Origin of the sequence: Pedobacter aquatilis (assembly GCF_032678425.1) — a bacterium.
GTDB classification, from domain to species: Bacteria; Bacteroidota; Bacteroidia; order Sphingobacteriales; family Sphingobacteriaceae; genus Pedobacter; species Pedobacter aquatilis_B.
The window spans coordinates 394,735-409,716 of sequence record NZ_JAVTSG010000002.1 but is presented as its reverse complement, the minus strand read 5'-3'; the positions used below and the strand labels follow the sequence as shown (position 1 = coordinate 409,716).

Here is a 14,982-nt window from a genome sequence, read left to right as displayed (position 1 = left end):
AAATTAAGACTTTCTTTGTTTCTTAGCAGTCAATGATTTATCAGATTCAGGTTGATGAAAAGTAAATTTCAACCTATCATAGATTGCTATAAACTGTTCTAAAGTGTTCAAAATGCATGTAGGGCATGAAGATTGAAATAGCCTGGGCAAAACATTTGGATAAACTTTTTGAACATTCAAATAAGGTAATCTCATCATTTCAGCATCATCGGCCGATACATATGTAAGTTGTTTTGCTTTGTATTTTTCAAATAGTTCTACCAATGGTAGTAAACTATTATACAATTCTTTTTCTGTCATTGTCAAATTTGGTTTTAATTGCTTTTATTTTTTCTGCTAAAGCAAGCATGACCTGTGTGGTCTTATCGGGGTTGAAGGATTTGCCAGTGTTTCTGATGAACAAATCTCTTTCTTCTGGTGATAAATGATTCAGTATATCTGATGGCTCAAAACCATATTTTGAATGGAATACATCATCACTGTCATCATCATAAAGGATTAAACAGTGTTCATCACCTGCATTTTCATCAACATTTTCAATAGGATTTACACCTAAGTTGCCATGTGTAAGTATTGAACCATGTTGAAATTTAGTCATGTAACTATGGTTAACAACAAGTAAACCTTCTTTTGGTGCTTCCTTTGGTTCAGTATCTGGCTGTAACTTGAAGTAGTCATCAAAGCTGATGACCTGAACATAAGTAGATTTACCTTTATGTTTGTTCTCACGATAAAGTTTAAAAAATGCTTTGCGCTTAACCATTAAACATGCGGTGGCGCAAAGCTTATTTACATTTAAAATACCATCTTCAAAGTATGTATTAATGAACTTATCATCATCAATCTTTGCCAATTCAACAAAAATAAGTTGATAGATATCATGTATGAATAAATCCATTGTTTGGAATACCCCAAAGTGTTTAAACCATCGACTGATGTAAAACTTTAAACCATTCACTTTTGAGTTAGAATGTTTTTTCATGTAAACCCCGTTTACACTTCCGTTAAGATATAAATCTGTTAAGACTTTATCTTTTATTTGTTTGTTGGTTAAGCCTTCATAACCTGCTAATAAATTCAAGTATTACATCGTTATTTCAATTTGATAGGCAAACTATTTAAGTATCTATCAATTAATGTTGCAACAACTGCACTTGCTGCTGCAACTAAAATGTTTTCTGGTTTCATGGTTATTAATGTATAACCTATGCCAATCCACCAACCAATGCAAAAACTACATGTAAAGGGTTTCTTTGGTAAATTCTGCACCAACAACTGGTACACTGGGTTCATTAATAAGAAATTAGTTACCAATGCCAGAATAATAACCTTTTGAATCATTATAAAAACACTGTATTTATGCCAGCTTCATTCAATTTACTTTTAACTAAATTGTAAACAAATGATTCTGTAATCTCATCATCTGATGTTACTGATGCTGTATAATTCCAAGGCATTGACTGTGCAATAAATGGTTGCATAGAATCAGCTTTGTCTTGTTCTGATTTATACAAACTATAGTTGATTACAAGTGATTTACCTGCTGTTGGTAATGCCATTGGCGATGTTGAACCAGTAACCAATTGTACTGTTTCTGATGTTGTATAATTAGTAATTTCTAATACAGCTTCATTAGTTGTAAAGCCATTTAGCTGTGTTAAGGTTGATGTAATTTTAATCATTGTTTAGGGAATTTAATTTTAGAAAATCATTATTAATCTTATCCAGCATTTCTTTAAACATTGGAGGAAGTTTACTTTCTTTTACTTGTTTATCAGCTTCTTCATTGGCAGTTCCACCCATTAATGAGTGTTCAAATACTTTTGCAGCATCCAGATATTGACTATGAAGATGTTTTTTAACCTTAAGTAGAATTGCCTTAGCATCTCTGGTAATTTCCTCACCTTCATCTGTAGTAAGATTATATTTTGAATGTACTTCTACAGTGTCAAAAAAGAAATCTAATTTCAATTTATGTGCTTTATATTTACCGCCCTTGTGTAGTAAATAAAATGTGCTAGGAGTGTTTGAATTAGTTTCCAATATTGGATTATATTCTTGATAGAAAGATTCTAGCACTGAATGATAAATTGTACTTGTAAATGGGTTATATGTTGTCATTAATGTTTTCCTGTTTTGTTGTTGCTTGTACCAATTGTGCTAATGTGCCTAAAGCACGATTTAAAACGTCACTATCAGCACGATTTAATTGTAATCCACCAGTTAATTGATAAATCACTTCAAATGCCTGTGGCGGTGTTAATTCTTTATTTTCCATTTATTTCTTCTTTTATTTCTTTTAAATAGTTGCATATCTCATAATTCTCAACTTGCTCGTTCATCCTCATTAAAGCATCAGCTACACCATTGAAACCTGCTTTTTCATCTAACAAACTAGTAAGATTGAAAACTAAGAATGCTTTGTTAAGCTTGGCCTTATCATACCCACCTCGATACATTTGAAGGTGTACTTCATCGAGCATTTTATTTATCTTGTTTATCTTCTTTCTTGTCATTCTTTTTTAACCATTTGTAATATTGCCAGCAAATCAGCAGTATGATTATAATTTGAAGTATTCCCATTTTAATTACCTTTTAATAGTTTGTCTATATTGTAACCATAATTCAAACCACCCTTTTTTAAAACCCTCATGTATCCCTTTTTTACAGCCTTACTTTTGTTAATGTAAACCCATTCTTCTTCTCGGTAGTAACCTATTGAACCCATTGTGGTGTTTCTGTTAACTTGTTTTTTAATCTCAAATACATCTGCATCTGCTGCAATTTTTTTCAAGTTCAGACAATAGGTAACAGAGTTCATAATGATGAAATAGAATGCTTCAACATCTTCTGGTGTATTTGCAACCAGTTTATCAAAATCGTGTTTGGTGATTATGGTGGTTGAGAAATTCCTCTGATTTGAAGAATTACATTTAATTTCTTGAAGGATGCGATGACCAAAAAAAGTTGTACCTGATGAATCCCACCAGCCAAATTTATCTAGTTTGTTGGTTTGGAATGTTGACCAGCCAATCATTTTTGAGATGATGTCATTTCCTATTTGGTCAAAGTGTGTGAATTTATTATCTGCTATCATAATTATAAATATCACACACAATGCAAAATTTATAAAGGCTATAAAGTGATTACAGAAAAATGACAAAAGAAAAACCCTTTAAGTTTTTGGCCTAAAGGGTTTAGATAGATATATAATAATAAAGTTATTCCAGCGCACTAATCTCGCTCACAAATTAAAGATATATCATGCTTCAATTTTTTCAAGTCTTAGCGGTATATTTTTTAATAATTCATCAATTACAGCTTTATCATATCGTTTGGTGACAGTTTCAATTCTTTGTAGATATACCATTGAATGTATTGTGTATGGTTTTTCCTCGTTGGGAACAATATTATTTTCTTTTAGGATTCTGTTTAATTTGGTAATACCAATTTTCCATTTTTTTAGTATCTCGCTCTGACTGTACATCTATCAAAAATAAGTTAATTCTTTAATATTAATTGTAAGCTATACTAATAACATCCTTTGAAACATAAGCTTGATAATTTTCATACCTGTAAAACTTTGTCTTAGTATTAATATTGGTTTTTAGATAATCTAATAATGACTGTTTAAGTTCAATGTTATCTTTGTTTTTAATACTGTATTGTTTATTCAATTGAAGACTTTCTATGAAGTCGATTTTAACAGGTTCAATAGTTTCTACTGCTGAAATTGTTTCACCAGCTTTTATTTCTAGCTGCAACCTTAAAGCTTGATTTTCATCTCTAAGTTTTTGCAGTTCTTTCTTCAAATCTTTTAATTCTATTTCAATATTTAAGACTGTCTTAACTTTTTTAGGTTGTGGTTTGTTAGCTGATGAATTTGATTCAGTTTTCCATTTAATGTTACCATAATCTTCAATATATCGTTGAACCCATTTAGGTGTACTTTTGTTATCCAAATAATAAAACATCTGATAATCTAAATCCTTATTATAAGTTTTATTAGGGTACTTTGCTGGTGGTAACATGAAGTATTCAGTGCTTTTTATACCTTGAAAGAACAGGCCATCATTGTTAATAATTAATAGTGTCTTTAAGGTTGAAAGAATTTGTGAAACCTGTCTGGTTTCAAGCGATAACATACCAGCAAGTTTCCTGATATTACATGCTAGGTTTCCTTCAAGATTTATTTTATATACCAGAAAATATATCTTGTTAATATTATTCTGTGTGTAAGTTGCTGCGAATGCAGCATCAATCTGATTCTTTAATTTGTAAGGTACATGTACATATAGTTCTCTTACTTGTTGTTTTAAATTTTCCAAAATTTTTTAATTAACTGCCCCAACTTTCTTAATGCCCATTTCCAAAAGGCAAAATCTGGCGTGTACCGCTAGTTGGAAATAGTACACACCAGATGTAATTAAAACAATTGACATCATTTATCATAAATACTTAGCAAAACAGCAAAGTGATGAAATAAATGAAAATAATTCTAAATGAATTAATACAACAATATATCTTAATCGTAAAATGTCAAGTTGTTACTATATTCTTTCCAGTTTAGAAAGTGCTACACTTTCTGTTACATAAACTGCTACATTTTCTGCTACATAAAGTGCTACAAAAACTGCTTACATATATTAGTATTAGTATTAGTGTTAGATATTAGTATTAAAAGAAATAATATAATGATGTAGCAGAAAAACTGCTACAATAGAATGCTTCATTAATGTAACAGTTTAACCTTCTTTCTTTATCTTTTGCTACTGTGGGTTTAGAAAGGTAACAAAGTGAAGAATGAACTTTGTAAATCTTCTCAACAGATTCTTTTAGTGATGGTATATAGTTGATGTAGCACTTTTTCTGCTACATTAAAAAACACATTGTTGGTGAAATGTAAAATGGATTATGATTTTAGTTAAAAATTGGTTTGTCATTTTGCCTTAAGGTAAATTTGAGTATTAACTAATTAATTATAACACACATGAAAACATTTACTTTAGAAAATCCAAGACAACTATCATTAGACAGTATTGAACAAAGAATGAAAATTGCTTTCAAGCCATTACACTTTCAATATTCCAATTCCAATCCACCCATTGCAGAAGATACTGATAATATCATTTCATCAGTTGGTAATTCAATTAAAGTTTCCCTTCAAGATGATTTTGTGCAAGCCGATGAAGTTGAAGCCTTTTTAGAAACTTTACTTGCTCCTAATTATATGAGAACCATTATCGAGTTTGCAAACAAATTTAAAGCAATTGATGGTGCAACTGTTATTGAAACAGAACCTTCAAGTGTAAGTATTCATATTGATGGAAAACCTGCTGGCGGATTTAGACTCTGGTTGAATGAGCAAAAGCAACCACATGAAATAGAAATCATTCCTTTTGCAACACCAGAAGGCGATATTCTTTTTAAGTGGGTAATGAACAATAAACGTGATATCTTAAATACCAACGTTTATGTTGCTGGTGAATTGATAAGATTCATTACTATTCTTTAAATTAGCTTTACAATGAATCATAAAGCATCTGGTGAAGCAATGTAACTAGATGCTTTTTGTGTTTCCAGTTTGTCATCTTAGAGATTTTTTCAATATTCCTAATTACTCTGTTAAGTTGATTAAATTTATCATCTTCAACAAGTTAAAGCACCATTCAAACATATTAGGATTTATCTATAAATCTGCAATTAATATTGATTTTGATATAATAATTAACCTCATTAGTTTTGATTTATTAGTAAAGAAAAACACAATGAAAGAACATTATGCAGCATTATTTGAAGCTTATCAAAAGAAGAAAGATGCAGAGTTAACAGACCTGAAAATAATGGTTAGTAACATTGCACACCATACAGAAAATATATACAGTTTCTTTGAAAAAATAGGCCAAACTGCAACGCCTAAAATAAAAAAGCAGCCAGCAAGAAAACTGACTGCAAAACAAATAATGGAACAAAGGAAAGGTTTAGAATCGTTAGAAATTCTTAAAAAACTTTCCCAAAGCTAAATTTGGTTGTTTGGTTTAAATCAATTCCTAAATCCTTTTTCATATATTTTTGAGTGGTTGCAAAGTCCTTATGGCGCATTAAGTCTTTCAATGCTTCCATAATTTCAAACGGACTAATATTTAATGCTTTGTTTTGCATAATAAATAATTCTGCGCCTGTGTGCTTTAAAGCATAAGGAGTTTTCTTTATAGTTAGTGGGTTTTGCTTATCATTTTTCAATGCCCTTAAAACAGTCATGTAACGTGTGTAGAAGTTATTGTAGATGTCTTCCTTGGTGATATCATCATCTAAAGGGAACAGTGGCAAGGATGGATTAATACTATTGCCAAATTGATTTTTTATATACCTTGTTAAGCACTCTTTTAACTCTGGAAAAATTGGAACAAAAGCTGTTTCACCATCTCGTTGCCCCTTAGCAATTTCTGCTTCAATTTTAAATCTGTTATTTTCTAAATCGAGGTTGGAAACTTTTAACCTGAAAATTTCTGAAAATCTAATAAAAGCAAAATGAAGTGTTTTAAAAATTGCTTCATCTTTTGTGTTATGCACGTAGGCAAAAATTCTTTCCTTTTCTTCATCGGTATAAATATTGAACCTAACTTGTTTCTTCTGCTTCAATGTTTTAACACCATTTTTCACAACTATCTTATCTTCATTAATTTTCTGAACATGAATCATTGGGTTAGTTGGAATAATTTTTTTCTTGAATGCATAAGTGATTAGGCCACTAATCCAACCAATTCTAACATTTGAAGTGAATGCACCCCAATCGCCAGCATCATAATGTTTTTTAATGAAGCTGTTGATTAAATCATCTGTAACCAATCTAAGGTCATGGTCAACATTATTTTCTTCTAGATATGGCAAGAATTGGTTTAGGTGAAAAGATTTTAGATTCTTAGCACTTAATACTTTTGATGGTATTGGATTTGTATAGTTTTTTTCATCAAACCATTTTTCAAATACATACTTATATTTAAATCTTTTGGAATCTTCAATGGCTTGCAATGTCGCTTTTTTAAGGAGTTCTTCACGTTCATTTGGGTCTATACCGTTAGTTAAATCATCGTTGACCCATTCTAGCAATATTTCAAATTCCTGAATCTTTTTCTTTAAGTCGGTAATACTATTCAAATTCCCTATATTGTGTTGTTTAGTGTAGGCTTTGCCATATTCTTTCCTATATTCAACACCACCATCAGGAAAAGTTATTTTATACCTGATGCACCATTTTTTTATCAATTCACCGTTAGTATTAATTGGATTGCCTTTTGTATCTTTGTCCACCTTTTCAAGGTCGGGGTATAAGTAAGGCTTTGAAAACTTGAAAGATTGCATAGAAATAGATTTTAAAATTTGTCCCTTTTTTGTCCCTTTTAGAAATAAAATTCCTCTAAGATAGCTTAAATGCACAAAAATTAAAAATCCTATTTTTACATTAGGAATAGTATAGATTTAAACAAATTAAAATAAAGACACCTTTTACATGGGATTATTTAACTGGTTTACGCAAGAAGTTGCCATCGATTTAGGCACTGCGAACACCCTGATTATACATAACGATAAAGTTGTGGTTGATGAGCCATCTATTGTAGCTTTCGACCGTACTACAAATAAAGTAATTGCAATTGGCCGCCAGGCGATGCAAATGGAGGGTAAGACCCACGATAATATTAAAACTGTTCGTCCGCTTAAAGATGGTGTAATTGCCGATTTCAACGCTGCTGAGGCGATGATTAAGGGTATGATTAGGATGCTAAACGGCGGTAAAGGCTGGATGTTTCCATCTTTGCGTATGGTTATTTGCATTCCATCGGGTATTACTGAAGTTGAGAAACGTGCAGTACGCGATTCGGCAGAAATTGCTGGTGCTAAAGAGGTTTATTTAATACACGAGCCAATGGCTGCTGCCGTAGGTATTGGTATCGATGTGGAAGAACCGATGGGTAATATGATTATCGATATCGGTGGTGGTACCACAGAGATTGCGGTTATTGCCTTATCGGGTATTGTTTGCGATCAGTCTATCCGCGTTGCGGGAGATAACTTCGATTCAGATATCGTGAATTACATCCGTCGTCAGCATAATATTATGATTGGTGACCGTACCGCAGAGAAAATTAAAATTGAAGTTGGTGCAGCTTTACCTGAATTGCAGGATGCTCCTTCTGATTTTGCCGTTCAAGGACGTGATTTAATGACTGGAGTTCCTAAACAAATCACAGTATCTTACACTGAAATTGCGCACTGTTTAGATAAATCAATTTCTAAAATTGAAGAAGCGATTTTGAAAGCATTAGAGATTACACCTCCAGAATTATCAGCAGATATTTACCAGACGGGTATTTATTTAACTGGTGGCGGTGCATTATTAAGAGGTTTGGATAAACGTGTTGCAGCTAAAACGAAATTACCGGTTCACGTTGCAGAAGATCCACTTCGTGCGGTAGTTCGCGGAACAGGCATTGCCCTTAAAAACATTGGTAATTATAAATTTTTAATGCAATAAGTAGAATTACGAATGTAGATTTTAGATTGACGATTGATGAATAGCGAAACGTTAAAAATAAGGACTAAAGCATATTCTGTATCAATTGGAAAATTAATTATTTCTTTGCCATACAATGTTTAAATAAAAATTATTCAAATCAATTAGTTAGATGCTCCAGCTCTGTAGGTGCAAATTACAGAGCTGCCTGTAGGGCAAAATCGACCGCTGATTTTTTAAATAAATTGAAAATTGTGGAGGAAGAGCTAGATGAATCTATGTTTTTCTTGGAATTATTGGAAGAATTTAATCCCGAAATAAAAGAAACCATTAAAGAGAATTGGAAAGAAGCGAATGAATTGCTTTCGATTATTGTAGCTTCAATAATAACTATTAGAAGAAACGAAAAAAAATCGTAAAGCATTCTAAATCTAATTGGAAACTATGCAGGCAATCGTAATTCGTAAATCTAAAATCGTAAATCAATATGCGTAACCTTTGGATTTTCATAAGCAGATACAACGCATTCTTCTTGTTTATCATTTTCTTTATTGTTGGGATTTACCTTACGATTAAGAACAATGCTTATCCACGTAGTGTAACCTTAAATTCATCAAACGAAGTTGTTGGAAATGCTTACGAGCAATTGAATGTGCTGAAAAGATATCTAAACCTCGGAATGGTTAACGATAGTTTAGCTGCTGAAAATGCAAAGTTAAAATCGCAGTTATTAGCTTTAACTACTGTTGATTCGGCAAAGGATACAAAGGTAATTGATACCCTTACAAACCAGCAATACACCTATCTTGCTGCAAAAGTGGTTAAAAATTCCATTACGCTTAGAAACAATGTAATGACCATTAACAAAGGTTCTGTTGATGGAATTGAGGCCGGAATGGCGGTTATTTCACCACAGAAAGGTGTTGTTGGTTTCATCAGAGATGTTTCAGCACATTTAGCTACAATCCAATCCTTATTACACAAAGACACCAAAATCAGCATCACGCTAAAAAAGACTAATGCTCTGGGTTCTTTGGTTTGGGGTGAAAATAATTTCGACATTAGAAAAGCTTTTATCAAGGAAGTTCCAAACCACATCAAAATGAATGTAGGCGATACTGTTATTACCTCAGGTTTTGGAAAGTTTCCGGCCGGTATTTTAGTAGGTAGGTTAAGTAAAACCGGAGTTGCTACAAACGATAATTTCCTTTCAGGAGAACTAAACTTATTTAACGATTTTGGTACACTACAGTATGTTTACGTTATAAAAGATAAATTAGCAAAAGAACAAGATCTTTTAGAAAACCCTGTAACCCCTAAATGAACAGCAGATTAATTATAGTAAACGTAATCAGGTGGTTCATCCTTTTGTTTGTGCAGATATTTCTGCTTAAAAACATGGGCTTTTATGATTTATCCACACCTTTTATCTACGTTTTATTCATCCTTTTACTTCCCTTTGGTTTGCCTAATATCGTGTTGTATGCTTTAGCCTTTGCAACCGGATTAACCTTAGATGCATTTTACGATACCATGGGTGTACATGCCACAGCTTGTACGGTAATGGCTTTTGTTAGGATATCCTTCATATCTATTAGTTTAAACCGCGATTCTATCGACGATCCGGAGCCATCTTTAAGTTATATGGGCTTTCAATGGTTCGCATTATATGCCTTACTTTGTGTAATTGCACATCATTTAGTTTTGTTCTTTTTAGAAACATTTAGGCTTACAGAAATTAATTATACGTTAATGAGGTGCGGCTTAAGTTGTATATTTACGCTACTCCTAATTTTACTGGTAGAGTTTATATTCTTTAAAAGAACATCTCGCTAATGGATCAATTATTTAATAGAAAATACATTATTCAAGGTTTATTTATAGTGGTTGCCTTAATCCTTTTGGCAAAGCTTTTCTATATACAAATTGTTAGCGATAAGGCCTTCGTTTCGGCAGAAAGTAACGTATTAAAAAAGAAATTCAAGTACCCGGCTCGTGGTGCCATTTTAGATAGAACAGGAAAAGTTATCGTACAAAATGAACCTGTTTACGATTTAATGGTTATCCCTAATGAGGTTAAGGCATTCGATACCGTAGCGCTTGCCAATGCATTGGAAATTTCGATGGTTGATGCCCGTAAATTTATGCGTAAGGCAAGAGCTAAATCTCCATATCAGGCAACGCCTTTTGTTAAACAAATTTCTGTTCAAAGTTATGCTCGACTGCAAGAGATCATGTATCGATTCCCTGGTTTTTCTACCCAGGATAGAACCATACGCCATTATCCGGATAGTTTAGCAGGACTACTCTTCGGCTATGTTAAAGAGGTAAGTCAGCAAGATATTGATAAATCTGAAGGCTACTATAAATCAGGAGATTATAAAGGCCAAAGTGGGCTAGAAAGAGCCTACGAAGAAGTTTTAAGAGGTGAGCGTGGTGTGGTTAACACAATTTACGACGTTCACAATACGCCGCAAGGCAGCTATGCAGATGGAAAATACGATATAAATGCCGTAGCCGGAGAACGTTTGATTTCTGGAATTGACATTCAGGTGCAGAGATTAGGCGAAGAATTAATGAAAAATAAGGTTGGAGCAATTGTTGCCATCGAACCTGCAACCGGAGAAGTAATTTCAATGGTTAGTAGCCCCGGTTACGATCCGAATTTATTAGTAGGAAAAGATCAGGGAAACCATTACATGGATTTAATCGGAAATCCTTATCGTCCTTCTTATCCTAGGGCGATTCAAGGTTATTACCCTCCTGGATCTGCCTTTAAACCTATTGATGCTTTAATTGGGTTGCAAGAAGGTGTTATCGATCCAAATACCACATTCTTTTGTCCGCATTATTACCAGGCCGGAAACCGAAGAATTAAATGTGAGCACTTTGATGGACCAATAAGTTTACGAAAAGGTATTGCCCGCTCTTGTAATACTTATTTCTGTTACGTTTTTCAAAAGTTAATTACCAAAAACGGGATGAAAAAGCAACGCCCAACCTATCAGGAATGGCGGGATAAGGTTGCAAAATTCGGTTTCGGCACCAAGCTGGATATTGATTTACCTTTCGAAAAGAAAGGTTATTTCTACAACTCAGACCATTACGATAAAGTTTACAACAATAGATGGGGTTACACAAATGTGATTTCTCAGGCAATTGGTCAGGGAGAAATTACAGCAACTCCATTACAAATTGCTAATGCAATGGCGGTTATTGCCAATCGCGGTTATTACATTAAACCCCATTTAATCAAAGCCATAGGCGATAGAATTAAAAAAGAATACGTAGAGAAAAATTATGTTGGTGTAGATGCCAAGCATTTTGAACCCGTAATTGATGGCATGCAAGATGCCGTTAACACCGCCTGGGGTACTGCAACCCTTTCGCGTATTCCAAATATTTTAATGTGTGGTAAAACCGGAACAGTTCAAAATTCAAGAGGGAAAAATCACTCCGTATTTATCGGCTTTGCCCCACGTGATAACCCAAAAATTGCCATAGCAGTAATAGTAGAAAATGCTGGTTATGGTAGTACCTACGCTGCGCCAATAGCCAGTTACATGGTCGAGAAATACATTACCAGACAAGTTTCGGGCGCAAGGGCAAATCAGGTAGAATGGATGAAAAACCAAAACCTGCTGCCGCAGATAATAGATAAATCGAAAAAGCCAAAATTAACAAAGGCCGATAGCCTTGCCATTAAAAAGGCCGATTCGACCAAAAGAATTCAGGATAGCATCAGAATAAAATCGGCGACTTTGAAGAATACCATTTCGGTGCAATTAACAACGAAACCTAAAGTAAATACCAACTAAACAATGCAGCAACAAGGCAATCGATTTTTCTTTAATGTTGATTGGATTACGGTACTAATCTATATGTGTTTGTGTGCAATAGGTTTTGTGAACATTTATGCCTCTATCCCCCATCCTGAAAATGCTTCAGCATTCGATTTTGGTAGCAGTTATGGTAAGCAGTTAATTTACATCATCACCGGATTAATTCTGGGTTTGTCAATATTACTGTTTGACGGCAGGCTGTTCAACGTCTTCTCCCCTTTTATATACGGAGGTACATTAATATTACTCGTGGTGGTATTATTTGTAGGTAGAAATGTTGGCGGAAACCAGGCCTGGATACCTTTAGGCTCTTTCAGACTCCAACCTTCTGAGTTTGCCAAATTCGGAACTGCACTCTTTCTGGCCAGGTATGTCAGTTCATTTAATCCAAAGTTCAGGGATTTTAAATCGATATTCTTTGCAGCTATTATTGTACTAGCACCATTAGCGCTTATTATGCTACAACCAGATACTGGTTCAGCGTTGGTGTTTCTAGCCTTTATGTTCCCTTTATATCGTGAGGGTTTATCTGGTTACTTTCTATTAATATTTTTGGGAATGATTGCGCTGTTCGTTGCAGATTTCTTAGTACCTAGTGCCGTTTTAATTGGCATTATCATCACCATTGCCGGATTGTTTATCTATGCCAATAAGCGAAAGCAAACCATAATCATCACAACAGTTTTAGTTACGATTGTAGCGATTGCTTACCTTTTTCTGGTTAAAGTTGCATTCAACAATGTGTTGGCTCCGCATCAGCGTACACGTATCGAATTGATGTTGGGTTTGAAAACAGACAATAAGGGGGCTGGTTATAATGTAATTCAATCGCAGATTGCAATTGGCTCCGGACAATTAACCGGACGAGGGTTTTTAGAAGGTACACAAACAAAATATGGCTATGTTCCGGCTCAAAGTACCGATTTTATTTTCTCTACTGTTGGCGAAGAATGGGGCTTTGTGGGCTGCTTTGTTATTATTGGATTGTTTAGCTTCCTGTTGCTGAGGTTAATCAATTTAGCAGAGCGGCAGCGTTCAACCTTTTCCCGTGTATATGGTTACAGTGTAGCCTGTATTCTGTTTTTCCACGTATTCATCAATATCGGTATGACCATCGGAATTATTCCTGTTATTGGCATACCTCTGCCCTTTATAAGTTATGGAGGTTCTTCGCTCTGGAGCTTTACAATTTTACTTTTTATATTCCTGAAACTCGATTCTAACAGAATGGGATTTATTTAATCTGTTATGAGTTACCAGTTGTCTGTTGCCAGTTACCTGTTCTGAGTTACCGGTCATGATGCTTAATAACATAAATACCATCATACAAAAATTACTCCTTAAGATAATCTTTCGTAATTTTAACTAACCAATCAGAAAGAACTGTTATCCACCCAACCAAACAACAGGTAATAGGTAGCCGAGAACAGACAACAGATTCTAACTGAATCTTCTGTTCAACAATTCGTAAAATTGATCAACTGTAGATTGCTTATTTGTCCAATTATTTTTGCCAGCATAATTATTTTGCAAAAAGCTGTCTGCTGATTCGAAATTTGGCATCTTATTTACAATATCAATCGCTTCCGAATAGGCCAGGTTATATCCTCCGAATAAATCTTTAATAAATAAAAGTTTCTCGTTTAGATTAATGGCATTTTTTAAATCGCCAATTGGTGCAACTTTAGCTGGTTCCGGCTGTTGATTTGTTTTCGCCAGCAAATCATTTAAAGTTGGTGCTTTGGTTTCTTCAACTACTGGCTTAGGCTTAACTGGTACAGCTTGCGGAAAAAAGGCAGGCTTTTCTTCTACAGGCGGGGAGATAATTGGCTCATCATATTCAACGGTTTTTACCGCTTCAACAGGTTGTTCGTCAACCTGAGTAAATAAGGTTTCTGCAATAGGTTTAGCTTCAACAGTTTCTTCATGAGGAATCAAAAATGGCTCAGGTCCCATTTCATCTTCATCAGCAGCAATAGGTGCGTTGGCACGTTGCTCATCTTTTTCATGAATACGTTTCTTCTGCGCCAATATCTCTTCTTCCTCCTTACTTAGCGGTCTGTCGAAAATTTCATTGGCCGTTTTTTGTTCGTAATCAAACTTATCATCTGTACTATGGTTGCCTAAAACAAATTCGAAAGTGTTCTCTTCCTGGTCGGGTTTAAAAAAATCTTTATGTAAAATATCATCGGCAATTTCTTCCTGGTTTTTTTCTTCGTCAATAATTTCTTGCTCAGGCTGAATATCTACCCTCGCTTCTTCCTCTTCAGCAGTTACTACTTCAGGTAACTCAGCAGGGTCAAAACATTCTTCTGCTTCCTTATAACTTTTTACATCAGGTAAGATGATTGTATTTTGCTCATTTAAAAGGTGCGATGAATCCGTTTCAACATAGTTAGATGCAGGCTCATTAGGGTTTAGTTTTTTAACAATCCTAACATGATCTGCTAAAAAATCAGCGTTAGCCAGAAAAAGTTCAACTTCTAAGTCATTGAGTTTTTCAGGATGTTGAGCTAAAATTTCATATTGCTCATTCAGTTCTGCTAAAATGCTACCTACTTTTCTGAAAATATCTTGTTGATTCATCATAAACTATAAACGTTTTTTTTGCTGATTTATGTTTGTAAC

General features: G+C 34.0%; 19 protein-coding genes. 8 read left to right on the top strand and 11 right to left on the bottom strand.

The window, feature by feature from the left end; all coding sequences use genetic code 11:
- Positions 1 to 3: 3 nt before the first annotated feature.
- The 9 genes from R2Q16_RS07765 to R2Q16_RS07725 all read right to left on the bottom strand — a co-directional run bounded on the left by R2Q16_RS07765 (position 4) and on the right by R2Q16_RS07725 (position 4,328).
- A complete protein-coding gene (locus tag R2Q16_RS07765; RefSeq protein WP_316736262.1) occupies positions 4 to 300 on the bottom strand; it encodes a hypothetical protein in 297 nt (98 codons plus the stop codon).
- The gene (locus R2Q16_RS07760) at positions 278 to 1,081 is read right to left on the bottom strand and encodes a hypothetical protein (protein ID WP_316736260.1); all 804 of its coding nucleotides are present in this window, start codon (positions 1,079 to 1,081) and stop codon (positions 278 to 280) included. Before R2Q16_RS07760 ends, R2Q16_RS07765 begins: the two co-directional genes overlap by 23 nt.
- A gap of 11 nt (positions 1,082 to 1,092) precedes the next feature.
- Positions 1,093 to 1,341: a hypothetical protein gene (locus R2Q16_RS07755; RefSeq protein WP_316736258.1), complete on the bottom strand. Its 249-nt coding sequence runs from the start codon at positions 1,339 to 1,341 to the stop codon at positions 1,093 to 1,095.
- The gene (locus R2Q16_RS07750; protein WP_316736257.1) at positions 1,341 to 1,682 is read right to left on the bottom strand and encodes a hypothetical protein; all 342 of its coding nucleotides are present in this window, start codon (positions 1,680 to 1,682) and stop codon (positions 1,341 to 1,343) included. The genes R2Q16_RS07755 and R2Q16_RS07750 overlap by 1 nt, the downstream gene beginning before the upstream one ends.
- Positions 1,675 to 2,121 carry a hypothetical protein gene (locus R2Q16_RS07745; protein ID WP_316736255.1) on the bottom strand — a complete coding sequence of 149 codons (447 nt, stop codon included), beginning with the start codon at positions 2,119 to 2,121 and terminating at the stop codon, positions 1,675 to 1,677. The genes R2Q16_RS07750 and R2Q16_RS07745 overlap by 8 nt, the downstream gene beginning before the upstream one ends.
- A complete protein-coding gene (locus R2Q16_RS07740) occupies positions 2,108 to 2,278 on the bottom strand; it encodes a hypothetical protein (RefSeq protein WP_316736254.1) in 171 nt (56 codons plus the stop codon). Before R2Q16_RS07740 ends, R2Q16_RS07745 begins: the two co-directional genes overlap by 14 nt.
- Positions 2,268 to 2,516 (bottom strand): hypothetical protein, encoded by a 249-nt coding sequence (locus tag R2Q16_RS07735; RefSeq protein ID WP_316736253.1) that lies wholly within the window; start codon positions 2,514 to 2,516, stop codon positions 2,268 to 2,270. The genes R2Q16_RS07740 and R2Q16_RS07735 overlap by 11 nt, the downstream gene beginning before the upstream one ends.
- 68 nt (positions 2,517 to 2,584) lie before the next feature.
- The gene (locus tag R2Q16_RS07730) at positions 2,585 to 3,097 is read right to left on the bottom strand and encodes a hypothetical protein (protein WP_316736250.1); all 513 of its coding nucleotides are present in this window, start codon (positions 3,095 to 3,097) and stop codon (positions 2,585 to 2,587) included.
- Positions 3,098 to 3,515: 418 nt separating this feature from the next.
- Positions 3,516 to 4,328 carry a hypothetical protein gene (locus tag R2Q16_RS07725; protein WP_316736249.1) on the bottom strand — a complete coding sequence of 271 codons (813 nt, stop codon included), beginning with the start codon at positions 4,326 to 4,328 and terminating at the stop codon, positions 3,516 to 3,518.
- 662 nt (positions 4,329 to 4,990) lie between these two features.
- Between R2Q16_RS07725 and R2Q16_RS07720 the strand changes: the two genes are divergently transcribed.
- Together R2Q16_RS07720 and R2Q16_RS07715 are read left to right on the top strand one after the other, a co-directional pair.
- Positions 4,991 to 5,515 (top strand): hypothetical protein, encoded by a 525-nt coding sequence (locus R2Q16_RS07720; protein ID WP_316736248.1) that lies wholly within the window; start codon positions 4,991 to 4,993, stop codon positions 5,513 to 5,515.
- A 115-nt stretch (positions 5,516 to 5,630) separates the two neighbouring features.
- Positions 5,631 to 6,023, top strand: coding sequence for a hypothetical protein (locus R2Q16_RS07715; RefSeq protein WP_316736246.1), 393 nt, complete (start codon positions 5,631 to 5,633; stop codon positions 6,021 to 6,023).
- On the opposite strand, the gene R2Q16_RS07710 is transcribed toward R2Q16_RS07715, so the two are convergent.
- The gene (locus R2Q16_RS07710) at positions 6,001 to 7,362 is read right to left on the bottom strand and encodes a site-specific integrase (protein WP_316736245.1); all 1,362 of its coding nucleotides are present in this window, start codon (positions 7,360 to 7,362) and stop codon (positions 6,001 to 6,003) included. The genes R2Q16_RS07715 and R2Q16_RS07710 overlap by 23 nt on opposite strands.
- Before the next feature lie 148 nt (positions 7,363 to 7,510).
- Here R2Q16_RS07710 and R2Q16_RS07705 point away from each other — a divergent pair, with 148 nt between their 5' ends.
- The 6 genes from R2Q16_RS07705 (at position 7,511) to rodA (ending at position 13,596) form a co-directional block, all read left to right on the top strand.
- Positions 7,511 to 8,533 (top strand): rod shape-determining protein, encoded by a 1,023-nt coding sequence (locus R2Q16_RS07705; protein ID WP_290240065.1) that lies wholly within the window; start codon positions 7,511 to 7,513, stop codon positions 8,531 to 8,533.
- Positions 8,534 to 8,604: 71 nt separating this feature from the next.
- Positions 8,605 to 8,931, top strand: coding sequence for a four helix bundle protein (locus R2Q16_RS07700; protein WP_316736773.1), 327 nt, complete (start codon positions 8,605 to 8,607; stop codon positions 8,929 to 8,931).
- 68 nt (positions 8,932 to 8,999) lie between these two features.
- Positions 9,000 to 9,836 carry a rod shape-determining protein MreC gene (gene mreC / locus R2Q16_RS07695; RefSeq protein WP_316736242.1) on the top strand — a complete coding sequence of 279 codons (837 nt, stop codon included), beginning with the start codon at positions 9,000 to 9,002 and terminating at the stop codon, positions 9,834 to 9,836.
- A complete protein-coding gene (locus R2Q16_RS07690) occupies positions 9,833 to 10,348 on the top strand; it encodes a rod shape-determining protein MreD (RefSeq protein ID WP_316736241.1) in 516 nt (171 codons plus the stop codon). Before mreC ends, R2Q16_RS07690 begins: the two co-directional genes overlap by 4 nt.
- Positions 10,348 to 12,330, top strand: coding sequence for a penicillin-binding protein 2 (gene mrdA / locus R2Q16_RS07685; protein WP_316736240.1), 1,983 nt, complete (start codon positions 10,348 to 10,350; stop codon positions 12,328 to 12,330). Before R2Q16_RS07690 ends, mrdA begins: the two co-directional genes overlap by 1 nt.
- Positions 12,331 to 12,333: 3 nt before the next feature.
- Positions 12,334 to 13,596 (top strand): rod shape-determining protein RodA, encoded by a 1,263-nt coding sequence (gene rodA, locus R2Q16_RS07680; protein ID WP_316736238.1) that lies wholly within the window; start codon positions 12,334 to 12,336, stop codon positions 13,594 to 13,596.
- 198 nt (positions 13,597 to 13,794) lie between these two features.
- On the opposite strand, the gene R2Q16_RS07675 is transcribed toward rodA, so the two are convergent.
- Positions 13,795 to 14,943 (bottom strand): hypothetical protein, encoded by a 1,149-nt coding sequence (locus R2Q16_RS07675; protein ID WP_316736236.1) that lies wholly within the window; start codon positions 14,941 to 14,943, stop codon positions 13,795 to 13,797.
- Positions 14,944 to 14,982 lie beyond the last annotated feature (39 nt).

What these genes read in the sequence shown, in the direction of transcription:
- R2Q16_RS07740 (WP_316736254.1), bottom strand. Translation starts at nt 2,278, where the DNA reads ATGGAAAATAAAGAATTAACACCGCCACAGGCATTTGAAGTGATTTAT.
- rodA (WP_316736238.1), top strand. Translation starts at nt 12,334, where the DNA reads ATGCAGCAACAAGGCAATCGATTTTTCTTTAATGTTGATTGGATTACG.
- R2Q16_RS07735 (WP_316736253.1), bottom strand. Translation starts at nt 2,516, where the DNA reads ATGACAAGAAAGAAGATAAACAAGATAAATAAAATGCTCGATGAAGTA.
- R2Q16_RS07750 (WP_316736257.1), bottom strand. Translation starts at nt 1,682, where the DNA reads ATGATTAAAATTACATCAACCTTAACACAGCTAAATGGCTTTACAACT.
- R2Q16_RS07745 (WP_316736255.1), bottom strand. Translation starts at nt 2,121, where the DNA reads ATGACAACATATAACCCATTTACAAGTACAATTTATCATTCAGTGCTA.
- R2Q16_RS07720 (WP_316736248.1), top strand. Translation starts at nt 4,991, where the DNA reads ATGAAAACATTTACTTTAGAAAATCCAAGACAACTATCATTAGACAGT.
- R2Q16_RS07730 (WP_316736250.1), bottom strand. Translation starts at nt 3,097, where the DNA reads ATGATAGCAGATAATAAATTCACACACTTTGACCAAATAGGAAATGAC.
- R2Q16_RS07710 (WP_316736245.1), bottom strand. Translation starts at nt 7,362, where the DNA reads ATGCAATCTTTCAAGTTTTCAAAGCCTTACTTATACCCCGACCTTGAA.
- R2Q16_RS07675 (WP_316736236.1), bottom strand. Translation starts at nt 14,943, where the DNA reads ATGATGAATCAACAAGATATTTTCAGAAAAGTAGGTAGCATTTTAGCA.
- mreC (WP_316736242.1), top strand. Translation starts at nt 9,000, where the DNA reads ATGCGTAACCTTTGGATTTTCATAAGCAGATACAACGCATTCTTCTTG.
- R2Q16_RS07765 (WP_316736262.1), bottom strand. Translation starts at nt 300, where the DNA reads ATGACAGAAAAAGAATTGTATAATAGTTTACTACCATTGGTAGAACTA.
- mrdA (WP_316736240.1), top strand. Translation starts at nt 10,348, where the DNA reads ATGGATCAATTATTTAATAGAAAATACATTATTCAAGGTTTATTTATA.
- R2Q16_RS07690 (WP_316736241.1), top strand. Translation starts at nt 9,833, where the DNA reads ATGAACAGCAGATTAATTATAGTAAACGTAATCAGGTGGTTCATCCTT.
- R2Q16_RS07705 (WP_290240065.1), top strand. Translation starts at nt 7,511, where the DNA reads ATGGGATTATTTAACTGGTTTACGCAAGAAGTTGCCATCGATTTAGGC.
- R2Q16_RS07755 (WP_316736258.1), bottom strand. Translation starts at nt 1,341, where the DNA reads ATGATTCAAAAGGTTATTATTCTGGCATTGGTAACTAATTTCTTATTA.